Annotated in this window: 12 protein-coding genes; 4 read left to right on the top strand and 8 right to left on the bottom strand. The window is 59.2% G+C overall.

The genetic code is table 11. The features are described from left to right. Window position 1: 1 nt before the first annotated feature. The 7 genes from algG to yaaA all read right to left on the bottom strand — a co-directional run bounded on the left by algG (window position 2) and on the right by yaaA (window position 10,069). Window positions 2-1,573 carry a mannuronan 5-epimerase AlgG gene (gene algG, locus V6F78_RS19265; RefSeq protein WP_047292368.1) on the bottom strand — a complete coding sequence of 524 codons (1,572 nt, stop codon included), beginning with the start codon at window positions 1,571-1,573 and terminating at the stop codon, window positions 2-4. Window positions 1,574-1,599: 26 nt separating this feature from the next. Next, window positions 1,600-3,072, bottom strand: a complete 1,473-nt coding sequence (locus V6F78_RS19270) for an alginate export family protein (protein ID WP_193076974.1) — start codon at window positions 3,070-3,072, stop codon at window positions 1,600-1,602. After that, window positions 3,069-4,454 (bottom strand): alginate biosynthesis TPR repeat lipoprotein AlgK, encoded by a 1,386-nt coding sequence (algK, locus tag V6F78_RS19275; protein WP_332728014.1) that lies wholly within the window; start codon window positions 4,452-4,454, stop codon window positions 3,069-3,071. The genes V6F78_RS19270 and algK overlap by 4 nt, the downstream gene beginning before the upstream one ends. Window positions 4,455-4,456: 2 nt before the next feature. Then, complete coding sequence (locus V6F78_RS19280; RefSeq protein WP_047273440.1) at window positions 4,457-5,626, bottom strand: alginate biosynthesis protein Alg44; 1,170 nt, start codon at window positions 5,624-5,626, stop codon at window positions 4,457-4,459. A 35-nt stretch (window positions 5,627-5,661) separates the two neighbouring features. Beyond that, the gene (alg8, locus tag V6F78_RS19285) at window positions 5,662-7,143 is read right to left on the bottom strand and encodes a mannuronan synthase (protein WP_047273441.1); all 1,482 of its coding nucleotides are present in this window, start codon (window positions 7,141-7,143) and stop codon (window positions 5,662-5,664) included. Window positions 7,144-7,269: 126 nt separating this feature from the next. After that, window positions 7,270-8,586, bottom strand: coding sequence for a nucleotide sugar dehydrogenase (locus V6F78_RS19290; protein WP_047273442.1), 1,317 nt, complete (start codon window positions 8,584-8,586; stop codon window positions 7,270-7,272). Window positions 8,587-9,289: 703 nt separating this feature from the next. Next, window positions 9,290-10,069 carry a peroxide stress protein YaaA gene (gene yaaA, locus V6F78_RS19295; protein WP_047273443.1) on the bottom strand — a complete coding sequence of 260 codons (780 nt, stop codon included), beginning with the start codon at window positions 10,067-10,069 and terminating at the stop codon, window positions 9,290-9,292. Window positions 10,070-10,276: 207 nt separating this feature from the next. On the opposite strand from yaaA, the gene V6F78_RS19300 reads away from it, so the two are divergent. Continuing rightward, on the top strand, window positions 10,277-11,401 hold the full coding sequence (locus V6F78_RS19300; protein ID WP_047292374.1) for a polysaccharide deacetylase family protein: 1,125 nt from the start codon (window positions 10,277-10,279) through the stop codon (window positions 11,399-11,401). A gap of 41 nt (window positions 11,402-11,442) precedes the next feature. On the opposite strand, the gene V6F78_RS19305 is transcribed toward V6F78_RS19300, so the two are convergent. Beyond that, window positions 11,443-11,763, bottom strand: coding sequence for a hypothetical protein (locus V6F78_RS19305; protein WP_047292376.1), 321 nt, complete (start codon window positions 11,761-11,763; stop codon window positions 11,443-11,445). A gap of 462 nt (window positions 11,764-12,225) precedes the next feature. Between V6F78_RS19305 and V6F78_RS19310 the strand changes: the two genes are divergently transcribed. The 3 genes from V6F78_RS19310 to V6F78_RS19320 all read left to right on the top strand — a co-directional run bounded on the left by V6F78_RS19310 (window position 12,226) and on the right by V6F78_RS19320 (window position 17,208). Further along, a complete protein-coding gene (locus V6F78_RS19310) occupies window positions 12,226-13,620 on the top strand; it encodes a PhoH family protein (RefSeq protein ID WP_047273446.1) in 1,395 nt (464 codons plus the stop codon). Window positions 13,621-14,280: 660 nt separating this feature from the next. Next, window positions 14,281-16,356: a type VI secretion system Vgr family protein gene (locus tag V6F78_RS19315; RefSeq protein ID WP_332728015.1), complete on the top strand. Its 2,076-nt coding sequence runs from the start codon at window positions 14,281-14,283 to the stop codon at window positions 16,354-16,356. Between the two features lie 42 nt (window positions 16,357-16,398). Then, a complete protein-coding gene (locus V6F78_RS19320) occupies window positions 16,399-17,208 on the top strand; it encodes a DUF4123 domain-containing protein (protein ID WP_047292381.1) in 810 nt (269 codons plus the stop codon). The last annotated feature ends 150 nt before the right edge of the window (window positions 17,209-17,358 follow it).

Consider the following 17,358-nt stretch of genomic DNA (forward strand, 5'->3'; position numbering starts at 1 on the left):
CTCAGTTGCGCAATTCGGTCTGGCGTTCAACGGGGTCGATCAACACGGCTTTTTGCTGGCGCACCATCAGGTCGAGAATTTCGTCCTGACGCTCACCCAAAATGCCGTTGAAGCTGATGCCGCTGGATTTGGTCGGTGCCAGCATCGACACCCGGTACAGCTCGATGCTCAGCGGCGAATCAATGGCCAACGGTCCGCTGCCATTGCCGGCCAACTCGCCGCCCACCATGATCAGCGACACTTCGGCGTCGAACGGGTCGAGGTCGATGTCGCGGTCGGTGTCGGTCAGGTCCTTGATGTGCCCGTACACGCCGGTCAGGCCATTGGCCATGGCGATGTTTTCGTACAGGCGGATGTTGACGCTGTTACGCACGCGGATGCCGTGACGGCGGTTGTTGATGACTTTGTTGCCCCACAGCAGGTTATCGCCGCTCTCGTAGAGGGTGATGCCGTCGGTGTGGTTCTGGAAAATCTCGTTGTCGGCGATCAGGTTGTTCACGCTGTTACGGTCGATCACCAGCCCTGACAGTTTGTTGTCGTGGCTGCGGTTGTTGAAGATGAAGCTGTCGTTCACCTCGCGGGAAATGATGATCCCGTGCTTGCGCTGGGTGCCGAACACATCGTTCTGGGCAATGATCAGCCCGTGGGAGCGGTCATGGGGGTCGATGCCGTAGACGACGTTGTCGCGGTAGGTGTTGCCCTTGACCACGAAGTCGCGGGTTTCGTAGCAATAGAAGCCGTACCACATGTCCGAGAACTCGGAGCCGATAATCCAGCCGGTGGGCTCGTCGCGCTTGATGACCTTGGCCATGTTGGGCGTGTACTGGGAAATACTCACCCCGTACGACTTACTGTTGGCGTAGCCGAAACTCGCCATTTTGGTGTTGATGATGTAAGTCTCGGTGCCGCCCCAGGACAGCAGGAACGGGCGAAATTCCTTGGCATCGCGAAAGGTCGCGGGACCATTGGCTTTTTCGCGCCAGCCGGTGACCTGGGTGTCGCGCACGAACAACTGGCCGTCGTTGACCAGAAATGAACCCGCTTCCTGGGACAGGCGCAGCTCTTGGGTGCTGTTGTCGATTTCCAGAATGCCCTTGTGCCCGACCACAATCGGCAAGCGCGCCAGGTACACACCCGGTGCGGTCTCGCTGAAGTACTGCTTGGGCACGCGTTTGGCCAGATCCTTGAGGTTCACGTAGCCGTCATCGATGAAAATCGCCTGCGGAATGCCGCCCTGGCGCACCACCCACTCGGCCATTTTGTTGTCGCCGCCGATGAAGTCTTTCAGCGCGTCTTCTTGCATCATGCGGCGCACGCTGACTTTACCGGCGGTGCTGCGCACGATTTTGGCCGCAGCCGCTTCGGCGGTGTAACCCGAGAGGTCGGGCAATGCCGGTTTCGGGATATTCAGCGGTGCGACGGGCGCGGTGCTGACGGTGTAGGTTTTGGCGTGTTGCAGCTCTTTGGCCACGGTCGGTTTGACCGGCTCGACAGTGGCAAACGTAGTGGTACTGGCCAGCAGCAGAGCGCCGGCCAGCAGGCTGATCGCGCCGATATAAGCAGGATGATTCATGTCACGCACTCCCGTTGGCGTTGTCATCAAAAGCGCCAGATCACGTCAACGAACGCGCGGTGCATGTACGAATCCACCCCTTTGCCGTACGCATCGCCCGGCTTGAACACGCCGCCGCGAAAGCGCACCAGCGCCGAAGGTTCATCGATGGACTGGCTCAACGCGGCAGGTAACAGGCCTTGCTTGAAGTACTTGGTCACCACCAGGTCCATTTCCTGACCGAGGTCTTTTTTGCCGTCCATCATCGGCAGCGCGGTGCTGGCCAGCAGGGCGTCTGTCGGGTCTTCGTTGTTCTGCACGGCATTGATACCGCTGGCACCGATCGGCTTGTTGCCGTCGACCCGCCAGAATTTGTGGTAGACCAGCGAGGCGTCGTATTCGTCGCGCAATTGCCACGAACCGAACAGGCTGGCGCTCTGGATGTTCTGCATTTCGCCCCGGAACGCTTCACCAAAGCGGTGAACCCGCGAGCGTGTACCGGTGAAGTTGGAGCGGTTGCTCTCCAGACCGGTCTGCTGGTAGTTGGCGCTGGCGCGCGAGTAGGCGGCACCCACTTGCCAGTTCGGGTCCAGACGCAGGCGAACCCCCAGGTCGGTGGCCCAGCCATCCACGTCGTCACTGGCTTTGGTGCCAGCAAGGTTGCGGCCGTCCACGGTGGAGGTGGCGAGCTTGTCGCGCTTGCCGCTCATGCCGGTGACGCTGGCCCAGTAATTCACCGTGTGGGTGTTGCGGTAGTTGTAGGCGTCGCTGTTGGCTTCGAGGCCGAGCCAGGTCAGGTCGCCGTTCTGGGTTTTGTCCAGTGCGTCGACTTCTTCACCCTGATGCTTGAGCGAACCATCGTCATGGGTGTGATGGGCGCGCAGGCCGACCCATTGGCCGGGCGTCCACTGCGCCGAAATATCACCGAACAGGTGCAGGCGGTCTTTGTCTTGCGGGGCCAGTTCGGTCAGGTCGGTGCGGTATTCGCTGAAGCGTTCGGCAGCGCCGAGGTTGGCCTTGAGCAAGGTGGTGTCAAACGTCCAGGCCAGCGCTTCGATATTGGTGTCGCGCCATGTGCCGTCGTCATTGCGCAGACGCTGGCGACCCAACTTGAGCTGTTCGCCGGGGTAGGCGGTGAAGCCTTTGTAGCCGACCCAGAATTCGCGCAGGGCCAGGTAGCTTTTGTCCTGTTTGCGCGCATCGCTGCTGCTGTTTTGTTCGGTGTCCGATTGTTGCAGGGTGTCGGTTTCGATGATGTCGCTGGACGTCACCGCCTGGCCCATGGCGTACGCACTCCAGTTGCCGCGTTCACCGTACACCCAGGGGCGCAGGTCAAGGCCGATGCCGTTGACGTCGCCGCCACTGCGGGTGCCGAGGTCGCGGTCGTCTTCCGATTGCGCGGTGATCTTGGTTTCCAGGCCGAAGTTTTTTTCATCGGTCAGCGCCGCCAGGGTCGGGCATGACCACAGCAGGGCGAAGGTCAGGCCGATCCCGGCTTTTACGAAAGGATTCAGGGTCATAGGGCTTCCTCGCCGTTTTCTTCGGCCAGCGTCTGCACCGCCAGAGCGTTCTGGCTCAGGGTGGCGCGCAAGGCGTGTTCTTTTTGCAGCAGGCGCTGAGCCGCGGCGCGTTGATCGGCGGGCAGTTGCTCGTCGAGTTGGGCCGCCAGTTCATTGGCTTGCGGGGTGTTTTGCAGCTTGGCCAACTGGCTGAACACATAGGCGTTCATGGCGTTGGGCTGCGTGCCCTTGCCCTGGGAGAACAGCTGGGCGATGGCGAAGTCCGCGCTGTTCTGGCCGTTACGTGCCGCTTTGAGCAAATGGTCGAGGGCTTTTTGCGGGTACACCTGCCCCAGATAGCCGCGACGGTAAAGCTGGCCGAGGTAGTAATCGGCGGCGACTTCTTTGTCCACGGCGCGCTGGAAATGCGCTTCAGCTTGCTGCGCATCCGGGGTTAGCCATTTGCCGTCGTAATACAGCTTGCCCAGCAACAGTTCGGCGCGGGGCTGATCGGCGGCGCGGCCGTTGTCCAGGTATTCCTGCAACTGAGCGACGTCGCCCTGATCGGGGAAGTCGTACAGCAATTGCGCAAGGCTGACCCATGCAGCGGGGTAGGCCGGGGCAATGTTTTCCAACAGTGAACGGGCCGTCTGCGGGTCGGGTGTGCCCAGGTTCGCATCGGCCAGCACACGGGCCACGCCATCGACTTTTTGCGCCGAGGCGGTGCCCCGGTTGTAAGCGCTTTGCAGTTGCGAAATCAGCGCGGCCTGTTGCTCGGTGTTGCCTTGTTTCTGGTAGACCGTGGCCAGCTCGACGTAACAACCGTCGTTGGCGGACAAGGCTTGGCGACAGATGGACTCGACTTCATCCAGGTGCTGGTCGTAAGTGCCTTCGATGCGGTACAGCGCCACTTGGGCCAGCCCGGCCTGCGGGTAGCCTTCGGCGCGCCACTGGCTGATCTGCTGCTGGGCGTCGATCCGGGGGAAGCTCTGCGGGTGCTGCAAATACAGCATTGCCAACGGCGTTAGGCTGCTGGCGTCGCCACTGGCAAACGCTTGTTGCAGCAGCGCTTGCGCCTCGTGCAACTCGGCCTCGCTGGCGCCGGGTTTGGCCGCCAGCAAACGACCCAGACGAGCCTGAGCGCGGGGCGACGTTTTGGCCGCCTCGCGGTAAGTGGCTTCGGCTTTTTTCAGCTGCTCGGCGTCGCGGCTTTCCATCCAGATATCGGCCAGACCGACCTGCGCCTCGGTGTAACCCAAGTCCGCCAGCGCCTGATAGTTGCGCTGGGCAGTGGCCGCGTCGCCATTTTTCAGTGCTTCATTGGCCAGACGCTGATCGGGCAGGCCGGAGCAGCCGGCGAGGGCCAGGGTCAGCAGGCAAAGCGTAGGGAAGGCGTTCTTCATGATTACAGACCTGCTGCCGAGGCTTTGCTGATCAGCCAGTCCATCGACGGACCGCGGTCACTGCGCACTTCAACCGGGCGACCGGCCAGGGCGCTGTCCAGCGGGGCATCGGGCTTGATCTGTACGCGGATGTCGGATGACAGGTCATCGCTGTTCAAGCTGGTGCTGCTGATGATTTTGCCGGTGCGCTGGTAGTCTTCACCCGCCACCTGGAAGTTCACGCGGGCACCCGGCAACACGTCGCCAAACTGGCGATAGCTGAAGCGAGCGGCAATGTTGGCTTCGCTGGTGCGCGGCACCAGTTTGAAAATCACGTCGCCTTTGCTGGCGTATTGGCCATTGGCAACCACTTGCTCGGCCACCACGCAATCACACGGCGAGGTCAGGGTGCCGGTCATTTGCTTGCCAAACAGGGTTTCGATATTGGCCGGCTGCAACTGGTTTTCGTCCAGATGGCCTTTGAGCACGTCGAGCATGCTGGTGCTGAAGGTCGCAATTGGCGCGCCATTGGCCGCCAGGTTGTCGTCTTTGACCAGGCTTTGCACGGTGCCGTCGCGGGGCATGGTGATGTTCAGGCCGGGGACGCTGACCAGCGCCGACTGGGCGTGGGTGACGAAGTACACGCCGTACACCGATTTGACGATAAAACCGAATGCCACCAGCCCGACGACAAATACGCCGGCACTCAGCACCACGGCTTTCATGCGACCGAACGGGGTCATGCCGCTGCCGCCATCCTTGACCTTGCGCGCCTTGGTGAAGTTGTCGCGCTGCAAGGTGGCGAGCACTTCGCCCATGGTCACGATATCGCCGCTCAGGTGCGAGGTGATGAGGTGACGCAAGGTGGAGATGTCCTGTTGATCGAGGTTCTGGAACTGGCAACCGACGCGTCCGCTCTGGCGGTCAACGTTGCGTACCAGCAGCTCCACGTCCATCGCCAACCCCAGGTTGTCGATCACAAACTGCAAGCGGCCTTTGTGCACTTCGCCAACGGCCAAGGATTGGTTGGCGGCGTAAAAGCTCAGGCCTCCGGCCGACAGGTCAATGATGCTGACTTCCATCGGTGTGCGGTCTTTGCCGAAAAAGCGCAGCTTGGCCGGGATTTTGACCCGTGCGTGCTGACGCTGGGCTTCGGATTCGTGGACAACGTTGGTGTTTACTTGAGTGTTCATAAGGTCTTGTTCCTGGTTAATTCGATCGGGTCGGGTCAGACCATCGTCAGCAGCACGGCAACAAAGATGCTGGCGGCCGAGAAGGTCATGGTCCGAGACGACCAGGTGTTGAACCAACGTTGAAAGCTGGCCAGATCACGGGTCAATTTGGTGTCCTGACGGGTCCAGGATTGTTGGTCGAGGCGGAAGAACACGTAGATCTTCACCAGCGCACCCACAATCTGGTTGTAATAAAGAATCAGCGGGTAAGCCGGGCCGATGCTGTGCCCGGAGCAGGCCAGCAACAGGGTCAAAATCAGGCGCGTGATGCCGATCCACAGCAGGTAGGCGATGAGGAACGTGATGCCGTATTTGGCGCTGGCAATCAGCGCGACGGTCAGGCCGAGCAACGAGGTCCACATCGAAATGCGCTGGTCGAACAGCACCACACTGGTGAACAGGCCGAGGCGCTTGACGCCCAGCCCCAGTGCCCGGGCGTTCTGCCGCAGGTTGTTGCCGTACCAGCGGAACATCAGTTTGCGGCTGGCCTTGATGAAGCTCTTTTCCGGCGGGTGTTCAACGGTGTGAATGGCCGCGTCCGGCACGTAGAACGTGTCGTAGCCCAGGCGCATCAGGCTGAACCAGCTGGACTTGTCGTCGCCGGTCAAAAACTTGAAACGGCCCAGACGCCAGTGCTGCAACGAGTCGCTTTCTACGTCGGCAATAAAGTCCGGGTCAGTGACCACGTTGGCGCGAAAGACCGACATCCGCCCGGTCATGGTCAGCACGCGTTTGGACAGGGCCATCGAGCACATGTTGATGTGGCGCTGGGCGAAGCGCAGCTTGTGCCATTCACTCATGATGTAACCGCCGCGCACTTCGCAGAACTCGTTGGTGGTCAGGCCGCCGACATTGCCGAACAACTGGAACCACGGCACGGTTTTGCGCACGACGCCGGGGGCGAGCACGGTGTCGCCGTCGATCACGGCCACCACGGCACGGCTGTCCGGCATGTGCCGCGAGATGGCGCGAAAACCAAAGGCCAGGCCGTCGCGCTTGCCGGTACCGGCAATGCGTACGAAGTCGAGTTTGACGCGCTCTGGCGGGTTAAGGCGCTCCCACATGCTCTTGACCAGCAGCTCGTCGGACATTTCCACCAGCGAGCACACCACTGTGGTCGGCAGGCCGCATTCGATGGCTTCGCGAATGACCGAGCTGTAGACCTGCGCGGTGGTCAGCGCGTCGATACGAAAGCTGGTTACCATCAAAAACACATGGGACGGGTCTGCCGCTTTGCCCAGCTTGCGCACTTTGCGTCGCAGGTGCGGATACACCACATATAAAAACAGCATGCCGCGCAGGAAGTGCGTGGCACCCATTGAATAGCGCCAGATACCCACGGCGCCAATCAGGAAAATAAAGTTTTTCGACTCGGAGTCGAAGGTCGATGTCGGCAACGCCAGCGCGAGGCCCATCAACAGCGTGAGGTAAAACAGCCAACCGGCGGCTTGGAGAAGGCCGTGTTTTAGCCTGAGCATAATGAGGTTCCGTTTGAGCATGGAGGCTGTGATGCGCAGAGCGTGTAGTCGCTGGCGCAGGCTGCGATCGTTCGAAGTGTCAAAGATCGCAGCCCGTTTCACTCGTCAGCGGCTACAGCGCTGTTGTTACCAGCAAATGCCTTCGGTACGGCCGACGGTGCAGGTGGCTTTGGACATGAAGCCCACCAGGTCGATGACCTGTTTGCCCTGTGGCGCGGTTTCGGCCAGCGCACGGAACTTCTCATCGCGGTTGCCCAGGATGATCACGTCGCTGTTGTTGATTACGGAGTCGAAGTCCGAGTTGAGCAGGGACGACACGTGGGGGATTTTGGATTCGATGTAGTCTTTGTTCGAACCGTGGACGCGGGCGTATTCGACGTTGGTGTCGTAGATGCTCAGGTCAAAGCCCTTGCCGATCAGCATTTCGGCCAGTTCCACCAGTGGGCTTTCGCGCAGGTCGTCAGTACCGGCCTTGAAGCTCAGGCCCAGCAGGGCAACTTTGCGCTTGTCGTGGCTGGCGACGATGTCGAATGCGTTTTGCACTTGCGACACGTTGCTGCGCATCAGCGAGTTGAGCAGCGGCGCTTCCACGTCCAGCGAGCTGGCACGGTAGGTCAGGGCGCGCACGTCTTTTGGCAGGCACGAGCCGCCGAACGCAAAACCCGGACGCATGTAGTACTGCGACAGGTTCAGGGTTTTGTCCTGACACACCACGTCCATCACTTCGCGGCCATCGACGCCGACAGCTTTGGCGATGTTGCCGATTTCGTTGGCGAAGGTGACTTTGGTGGCGTGCCACACGTTGCAGGTGTACTTGATCATCTCGGCGACTTCGATGTCCTTGCGGATGATCGGGGCGTCGAGTTCTTCGTACAGCGATTGCAGCACGTCACCGGAGGCTTTATCGAACTCGCCGATAACAGTCATTGGCGGCTGGTCGTAGTCGGCAATCGCGGTGCTTTCGCGCAGGAATTCCGGGTTGACCGCGACGCCGAAGTCGACGCCGGCCTTTTTACCCGAGCACTCTTCGAGGATCGGGATGACCACATTTTTCACGGTGCCCGGCAGCACGGTGCTGCGTACCACGATGGTGTGGCGCGATGTCTTGTCGCGCAGCACGGCACCGATTTCGCGGCACACGGCTTCGATGTAATTGAGCTCCAGGTCGCCGTTTTTCTTGCTCGGGGTGCCGACACAGATCATCGACAGGTCGCTTTCGCGGATAGCCGAAGCAAAGTTGGTGGTGCCGCGCAGACGGCCATTCTGGATGCCCTGGGCGAGCAACTCGCCAAGGCCCGGTTCAACGATGGGCGATTTGCCGAGGTTGATCAGGTCGATTTTGTCCTGAGAGATATCTACGCCGATCACTTCGTGACCACGGGCGGACAAACAACCGGCGCACACGGCGCCAACGTAACCCAAACCAAATATGCTGATGCGCATCGCAATTACCTCTGTCTTGTATAGGCCAATTAATGGCCGGACTTAAAGTGTGGGCGCACTTGGAACTACGGCACATAAAAGCCGTAACGCCGGGTGCAGGCATCGTTAAGTTTTAAGTTGTTGGAAGTTGCACATTTAATGTGCAACTCATCACTATCAGTAAGGCATGTCAGATGATGGGGACGGCCTTGGGTGGGCGCCTGGCGCCGCGCTCTCTCTTATTTTTAGCCTTTGAAAACAAAGGGTTATAGCTATGTTTCAGTCACCTTTGTTTTGGCTTTTTAACAACCGATAACACCAGGGAGTTGGTCTTATCTGTGTAAGTGATATCTCACAAGCTCTGTAAGAATCGTTACGGGTTGTATGAGCGGAGGTATCGGACATAGTTCCGGGCCGTTCATCCCGTTTTCGACGAAATTTAACAAAATGAAAAATGATGGCACTGGTTCCATATTGATAGCACTTCAGGTTTTACCCTTTAGTTATAGGGTGTTGATCAGAGGGGATAGTTAAGTGCCACTATGGATAAATAAATTAGGTGCCACTATGAAAAAAAGTCACATCTGTCGAGTGAATTTAAGTTCATGGATATTTCAAGACGTATTTTTGGCGTCAAATATTTGGCTATTAGGGGTGAAGTGTGAGAGGGGTCATGCACAGGTGAGCTCCCCGTTCAGGCCGGGGAGCGTCAAAAAGGCGGGGGTTATTCGGGGGCGTGGTCGCGCAAAAAGACCAGCGAATCCGGTTTGGATTGCTCGGCGCTGTAGTAGTAACCCTGAGCATCGAACTGCTTGAGCTGTTCAGGGGTGTTGATGCGTTCCTTGATCACGAAACGGCTCATCATGCCGCGGGCTTTTTTGGCATAAAAGCTGATGATTTTGTGCTGCCCGTTTTTCAGGTCCTTGAATTCGGTGTTGATGATGCGCGCGTTCAGGGCTGATTTCTTGACCGCCGAAAAGTACTCGTTGGACGCCAGGTTGAGCAGCACATCATCGCCCTGGGCGGCCAGTGCTTCGTTGAGCCACTCGCTGATGCGCGTGCCCCAGAAGGCGTACAGGTCTTTGCCCCGCGGGTTGGCCAGTTTGGTGCCCATCTCCAGGCGATACGGCATCATCAGGTCCAGCGGGCGCAGCAGCCCGTATAGCCCTGAAAGCATGCGCAGATGGGTTTGCGCGTAATCAAAATCCGCCTCGCTGAAATCCACGGCATTGAGGCCGGTGTACACATCGCCCTTGAATGCCAGCAACGCTTGTTTGGCGTTTTCAGGGGTGAAAGCAGGTGTCCAACTGCCGAAGCGCGCGGCATTCAGGCCGGACAGCTTGTCGGACAGGTGCATCAGCTCGCCAATCTGCTGCGGGCTCAGTTCGCGCAGTTGGCCGATCAACGCCTGTGAATGATCCAGGTAGTGCGGCTGGGTAAAGCGCTGGGTGGCCGGCGGCGTCTCATAGTCGAGGGTTTTAGCGGGTGAAATCACCATCAGCATGGGGTCGTCTCCTTTAAGCGTCGGGGGATTCTAGGGGGTTGGGCGGTTTGACTCCACCTATGACGCCGATAGAACGCACAGGCCGCTGATGAAAGGGGCGGGGTGGAATCTGGCAGGGTCTGCATGCGAGGACAGCGACGGAGTATCAAAAGGCATTTGTTGGGCAGCAGGTTATAGTGCGCACAGTTTTTACAGGGAGATTGATTCGTGCGTATTGCTCTTTTCTTGTCGGCCTGGCTGGTGTGCCTGAGCACGGTGGCGGCGCCCAATGAGCCCGCAACGCTGGATCGCAGCACGTGGCCAGAGCCGTTAATCAGCCCGGCTCTGTTCGATGTGGCCTCGCGGGCAGAAATCCTCACCTTCGCCCATGCCCTGTTAACCAGTGAAGCGCTGGACGAAGCTGCGCTCAGTCAGCGTCTGGGGTTGAAAATCATCAACATGGATGCGATTGATACGGTCCGTCAGCGCCTGTGGCAACGGCTGTTAGCCAACTACAACCTTGCCCAGCAGAGCTGCGATCAGGACGCATCGTTCTGTTATTACGTCGACGGGATGGACAGCCTGCGCGAGCAAGCGGGCAAGTTCGAGATCGCCGAAGACTCGTTCTACGTGAACTGGGCCGAGCCGAGCGCCACGTTTCATCGTCACTACCTGGACGAGCTGTTACGGCTCGCCGCGCTGTTCCCGCAGACCGGCAGTGAGATCGCACTCTACGGTGAGCATGAGTTCAATGGCGAGGCGATGAATGACCGGCTGTTCATGCTGTCCTTCGACAGCGGCCCCACCCAACTGCCCGGCACCACGGACTGGCTCACCGACTACCTGCGCAAACAATCCCTGAGCGCGACGTTTTTTGTCTTGGGCAACAGCGTGCAGACGCGGTTGAACAAGCAGTCCGAGCAGCAGTTGCAGGCGCTCTATAAAGGGCAGTGCGTTGGCGTTCAGGGGTGGGAGTACCGTTCGCACAGCCATTGGAACGATTGGCAAGATTCAATCCTGCGCAGCACAGCGTTGGTCAAGCGGGCCATTCCCGACAGTTACGTGCCTTTATTCCGCCCGCCGTATGGGCACCGTCGTGAAGACAGCGGGCCTTTTTTTCAATCCCAAGGGCTGCGTGTGGCGCTGTGGGATATCGATTCGCAGGACATGGCGTCCAGTTTGAGTGCCGAGCAATCGGCGCAGCGGGTACTGAGCCTGATGTTGCTCTGGCGTCATGGGGTGGTTGCCTTCCATGACACTCAAAACAAAGTGCGTACCGCGTTGCCCTGGCTGATGAAAGCCACGGCCCAGAGCGGCATTGGTTGGGAGGAGTGTGCGGCCTTCGGCAAATAACAGCCGCAGGCAAAGCCCGCCGGTCAAGGCGGGCGGTGAGCTTACAAAAGGTGCAATGCCACGTCGCTGCCAACGCGCAGGTATTCGACTTGAGCGATGAGGGCGTCTTTGACAATGGCCTCGCCGGTGTCCGTCAATTTGGCTTTTTTGGCGTCGATGACCGACAACTGCAGCAATTGCATGGCCACATCCATCGCTTTTTGAAAGGCGGTGATGTTGTTGTGCAGGCCAAATTCGCGGATGACCGCATCCATACGCTCATCGGCATTGTCACGAAGTTGTTGGAATTCGGTGATAGACGCACTGCCGTCCTTGTAAATCTCCAGCAGCATCTGTTCCAGGGTTTTGGAAATAGGGGTCATACAACGTCCTTTGGCTTTAGCAGTAAGTGGGCGCCGGTCTGAATCAGCCCGTGCGCAACGAAGCTTAGTGCTGCCAAAAAGAAGGGCGGGTAGGCGTCCTCGCTGCTGTGTGTAAGAGCGGTCCGGCCGTTTGGGGGGAGGATTCGAATCAGGCGTTGTGGTGCCCGAAACAGGCGAATGTGGGTCCTGAAATGAGCCCGTGCTGTTTCAGGTAATTACTAAGCCTAGTAGCGGTTTGGCATTGCGCCAAGGGCTATTCGTCTTTCTGAAAAAAATAGTGCCCGGCCGCGAAAAAGACTTTTTCTTGTCACACTTTTTGGAGTATTACGAAGACAGACCGCCGAAACCTGCCACACAGGTGGCGTCTTTCAGGACACCACGGGGCAGGTGATCAGGCCGTCATATCGAGGCGCAGCACTGTTGAGGTATTGCGTCGAATGGCTCCCACAAAGGTGACCGAGTATGGATGATCACGGACGCACGCCTTCCTCCAACCAGCCAATCCTTTATGTACTCGATACCAATGTTCTGATTCACGATCCCAACGCCCTGCTCAACTTCGAGGAACACCACGTCGCGATCCCGATGACGGTGCTCGAAGAGCTCGACAAACTCAAAACCGGCAAATTACTGGTGGCAGCAGAATGCCGTCAGGCCATCCGTTTGATTGATCAGGTGCTGGGTGTGGCTTCGCCCGAAGACGTTGAAAAGGGCGTGCCCATCGAGCGCGGCAAAAGCGGCCCCAAAGGCTTTCTGTCGATCCTGATGAACAAGCGCAGAGAACCCAATGCGCTGCTGCCTGAAACCCTTAACGACAACATCATCATCAACCAGTTGATTGATTTGCACGCCCGCTCGCCCGAAATTCAGGTGGTGCTGGTAACCAAAGACATCAACATGCGCCTCAAGGCCCGGGCCTGCGGGATTGAGTCCGAGGATTACAGCACCGATCAGTTGGTGGACGACGTGTCGATGCTGTCACGCGGCTATCACACCATGACCGGTTCGTTCTGGGACCGCGTCAGCAAGGTAGAAACCCGTCAGGGGCACGGCAGCACGTGGCACCAGGTGCAACTGATCGAAAACCTGCCCTCGGTTCACATCAACGAATTCATCATCGACGAACAGGGCTTCGTGGGCTGGATCAAGGAGGTGCGCAAGGACCACCTGCTGATTCTCGACATGCACCAGGAGCCCTTGCTTCATCAGGAAGCCTGGGGTCTCAAGCCGCGTGACATTTACCAGGGGCTGGCGCTGTATGCCCTGCTTGATCCGGACATCCATCTGGTGAACCTCTCGGGCGCCGCGGGTTCGGGCAAAACCATCCTCGCGCTGGCCGCAGCCATTGAGCAAACCATGGTCAGCAAGCGTTACCGGCGGATCATTTGTACCCGCAGCGTGCAAGGGCTGGACCAGGAGATCGGCTTCTTGCCCGGCACCGAGGCCGAGAAAATGGAGCCGTGGCTGGGGGCGATCACCGACAACCTGGAAGCGCTGCACATGGACGATGAAAGCACCCACGGCAGCGTGGACTACATCCTGAGCAAGGTGCCGTTGCAGTTCAAATCCCTGAACTACATCCGGGGCCGCAGCTTCCAGCAAAGCCTGATCTTGATCGACGAATGTCAAAACCTGACCCCGCATCAGATGAAAACCATCATCACCCGTGCGGGCGCGGGGTCCAAAGTGGTGTGCCTGGGCAACCTGGCGCAGATTGATACGCCTTACCTGTCGGCCACCAGTTCGGGCCTGACTTACCTGACGGAGCGTTTCAAAGACTTCCCGAACGGTGTTCATATTGCCCTGCAAGGGGTGCCTCGTTCGATACTTGCCGAGTACGCCGAATCGCACCTGTAAACCTGTCATTTCACTCCAGATCCGGGCGGCCATGAGCCGCCCTTTTTTTTGGCAAAACGTGCCCTGAAACGCCGTGGCTGAAAAGGGCCAACTGCGCAAGAAGTTGCGCACTCATTTGTGGATAAACCTGTGAATACATTGCTACAGGCAATATGCCTATTGGTCTGTAGAGGAGTGCGCAAGAAGTTGCACAGTACTGCGCAACTTCTTGCGCACTTTTCCCCTGTTTTTGGCCCCAAAAACACCCTCTCAAAAATCCGATTTCGCTATGTGTTTGCTTTAAAAGGAATTCCTAAAAGCTGGCACGAACCTTGATTAATCGATTCAGCGCTTGAGCGATTGTGTGGCCTCTCAAGTGCCTGTTTTCAGCAAGGAGAACCTCCATGGCGGAGCCGAATTTCATGCCCCTCGCGGGCCCCCGGCAGGGGCTAATTATTGCCGCTGCGAACACTGCATTTGGGTGGGGACACCCTGTCGGGACGCGCGTGCAAACCGGGGCATGTTTCAAGGCGTCTGCCAATGCGCGTCGGCTGCTTTTCGGTGCCGAGGCCGGGTGTTCACCTGTGGTTGGTTGTGACCGACCTGCTGCCTGAAGGCAACCCTCGTTCATCACGCAGGTTGCCGTTCCTAACGTTGAGGTGTTCACCCGAGGAGTCATGGATGTTCAGTCCAGCCAACGAAACGCAATTTACGCTCACCATCCAGGGGCTTAAGCATGACCTGCGCGTGCTCAAGTTTCATGGGCAGGAGGCGATCAGTACCCCCTTTGCAATCACCGTGGAGCTTGTCAGCGAACGCTCCAGTCTTGACCTTGAGCGCGTGCTGCACCAGCAGGCATTTCTGGCGTTCAACCGCCATGGCAACGGGATTCACGGGCAGATTTATCGCATTGAACAAGGCGAGTCGGGCAAGCGTTTTACCCGCTACAGCCTGACGCTGGTGCCCCACCTGGCGTACCTGCGCCATCGCACCAACCAGCGGATCTTTCAACAGCGCACGGTGGCGCAGATCATTGCCTGCGTGCTTGAAGAACACGGCATTCAAGGCGATACCTATCAGTTCCAATTGAATGCCAGCTACCCGCCGCGAGCGTACTGCGTCCAGTACGACGAATCAGACTTGCACTTCATTCAGCGGCTCTGCCACGAAGAAGGCATTCACTACCACTTCCAGCATGGCGAACAGTCCCATGTGCTGGTGTTTGGCGATGATCAGACCGTCTTCCCGCGACTGCGCCGCCCCACGGCCTACGTACAAGACAGTGGCATGGTGGCAGATGAGCCTGTTATCCGGCAGTTCAAGGTGCGGTTTGAAGCCCGCCCCAGCCGTGTCACGCGCCGCGATTACGATTTCGAAAAATCCGGTTTTGTGATCGAAGCCGACCACCGTCCCGAGGTGCAGACCCCACAGCCCGATCTGGAGGACTACGACTATCCCGGTCTGTTCGTGACGCAAGATCGCGGTAAGCCCCTGACCCGACGCGCCCTTGAGCGGCACCGCGCCGACTACCTTCAGGCCGAGGGCAACAGCGATCAGCCGACGCTGGTCACGGGGCATTTTCTCTCCCTCACCGGGCACCCGCGCAAAGAATGGAACGACCTGTGGCTGCTCACTGAAATCCACCACCAGGGTTATCAGCCGCAAGTGCTGGAAGAGAGCACCTCCTGCGACCTCGAACCGGATACGGACGCGTTCGAACAGGGCTACCGCAACACCTTCCTGGCCACGCCGTGGGATGTGTTTTACCGCCCCAAACAGGCTTACCCCAAACCCCGGGTGCTGGGCAGTCAGACCGCGTTAGTGACCGGGCCTGCGGGGGAAGAGATCTATTGCGACGCCTATGGGCGCATCAAGGTCAAGTTCCATTGGGACCGTGCAAGCCAGGGGGATGACACGTCCAGCTGTTGGCTGCGCGTGGCCTCTAGCTGGGCAGGCAGCAGCCACGGCAGCGTGACGATCCCGCGGGTCGGCATGGAAGTGCTGGTCACTTTTCTGGAAGGCGACCCCGACCAGCCTGTGGTCAGCGGCTGCCTGGCCAACAGCCGTCACCCGGTGCCTTATCCACTGCCGGCCAACAAGACCCGCACGGTATTGCGCAGCCGCAGCACCCCCCACAGCACCGGGTTCAACGAATTGCACCTTGAAGACCGCGCGGGGCAGGAGCTGATCTACCTGCGCGCCCAGCGCGACATGCAACGCAAGGTCGAACACGACTGCCGCCTTGAGGTGGGCAACGAGCGGCATGAAACCATCACTGGCAACAACATCGTGGTGCTGGAGGCCGAGGACCATCGCACCGTGGCTGCGGACCGCAAGGTCGAGCTCAAGGCCAATGACTATCTGCACGTCGCCGTCAGCAGTCACACCCGCGTGGGGCAAGCACTGGTGGCCGAAGCCGGGCAGGAAGTGCACATCAAGGCGGGCGCCAACCTGATTCTCGACGCGGGTGCGAGCCTCACCCTGAAAGCGGGCGGGGAACACATTGTCATTGGCGGCGGGGGGATATTCAGCAGCTCCCCGATTCAAATCGGCGGTGCTCCGGCCAGCGGCACGGCTGCCGCCCCGTTGCTGCCGGGGATGCTCGGGCTCATGGCCACGCCGTCCTTGCTTGAGCACGGCCAGGACCCGACCGCGCAGGCCTCGCCAGCCCCTCAAACGCCACTGCCCCCCAAGCCCGTCTGCAAGGACTGTTTACTCGCCGCGCAGGCCAAGGGCGAAGCGTTAGTGGCGCGTTGATATTCAGGTCACCAAAACAATAAGAGAAGGGAAGGAAAAGCCATGACCACGAACGCAAAAGAATGGCTGCATCACTTGATGGGCGAAGCCCGCAGTGCCGGAATCGATCATCTGGACCTGCTGCTTAACGGCGCCGTACTGCCAGAGGCGCTGTTACCGCCGCTGCTGGCACTGAGCCCGGCGCCTGAGTGTCAGTGGCTGCTTGAGCACACCCCCGAACAGGCGCTGGCTCATCAGGGGCCGGTGTTACTGCGCATCGCCCTGGGGGATCAGGCGCACATTGCAGCGACAGCGCACTTATTCACCGCCGTGCACGCGCAGTTTTGCGTGCTGGCCCTGATCAGCCGTTGGCCTTTCGACAAACTGGCCGTGCAATTGCGTGGCGCCACCCAGGCAACCTGGAACAAAGGCACCAGCAGCGGCGTGTTGCGCTACTACGACACGCGCCTGTTCAGGCATTTTTGCGAGCAACTCGACCCTGAACAACTGGCGCCTTTCCATGGCCCGGTGTGCCGCTGGCACTGGATCGACCACGACGGCAAAAAGGCCTCGCTGTGCGGTCTGGACATCAACCCCCAGGACCACAGCGCATTGACCGGCCTGACCTTAAACGCAGCGCAGGTCCAGCCGTTGCACGCCCTCAGCGCAGCCCTCCAGTGGCTCAAAAAAAATGACTGCACGCCTGCCCAACATGGGTTCACCAGCCATGAAGCGCTGATTCGATGCCTGACAGGCATCCACCTGAACCTCAGCCGCCAACAGTTGGAAAAACCACAACACGAAGCCTTCATCGCCAGCGCACTGAGCGAATTCCCGCCCTTAAGCCTCACCCCCAAGAAGGCCGCCTTATGACCCGCGCAGCTTGGCTCATCGTCATCAGCGGCCTTGCACTGCAAGGCTGCACCCCGCCAAAGCCCGTGCGTCTGGGTGCCCCCATCGAGGGGTATAGCCATACCTCGGCGGCGATTAACCGGTTTTCTGTGAACAGGGGGGGCGGGCCAA

The sequence above is a fragment of the Pseudomonas sp. ESBL9 genome (assembly GCF_036668715.1).
In the GTDB taxonomy this organism is placed as follows: domain Bacteria; phylum Pseudomonadota; class Gammaproteobacteria; order Pseudomonadales; family Pseudomonadaceae; genus Aquipseudomonas; species Aquipseudomonas lundensis.

Coding starts and splice junctions, on each gene's coding strand:
- V6F78_RS19310 (WP_047273446.1), top strand. CDS start 12,226: ATGGATGATCACGGACGCACGCCTTCCTCCAACCAGCCAATCCTTTAT.
- V6F78_RS19320 (WP_047292381.1), top strand. CDS start 16,399: ATGACCACGAACGCAAAAGAATGGCTGCATCACTTGATGGGCGAAGCC.
- V6F78_RS19290 (WP_047273442.1), bottom strand. CDS start 8,586: ATGCGCATCAGCATATTTGGTTTGGGTTACGTTGGCGCCGTGTGCGCC.
- algG (WP_047292368.1), bottom strand. CDS start 1,573: ATGAATCATCCTGCTTATATCGGCGCGATCAGCCTGCTGGCCGGCGCT.
- yaaA (WP_047273443.1), bottom strand. CDS start 10,069: ATGCTGATGGTGATTTCACCCGCTAAAACCCTCGACTATGAGACGCCG.
- algK (WP_332728014.1), bottom strand. CDS start 4,454: ATGAAGAACGCCTTCCCTACGCTTTGCCTGCTGACCCTGGCCCTCGCC.
- alg8 (WP_047273441.1), bottom strand. CDS start 7,143: ATGCTCAGGCTAAAACACGGCCTTCTCCAAGCCGCCGGTTGGCTGTTT.
- V6F78_RS19305 (WP_047292376.1), bottom strand. CDS start 11,763: ATGACCCCTATTTCCAAAACCCTGGAACAGATGCTGCTGGAGATTTAC.
- V6F78_RS19280 (WP_047273440.1), bottom strand. CDS start 5,626: ATGAACACTCAAGTAAACACCAACGTTGTCCACGAATCCGAAGCCCAG.
- V6F78_RS19270 (WP_193076974.1), bottom strand. CDS start 3,072: ATGACCCTGAATCCTTTCGTAAAAGCCGGGATCGGCCTGACCTTCGCC.
- V6F78_RS19315 (WP_332728015.1), top strand. CDS start 14,281: ATGTTCAGTCCAGCCAACGAAACGCAATTTACGCTCACCATCCAGGGG.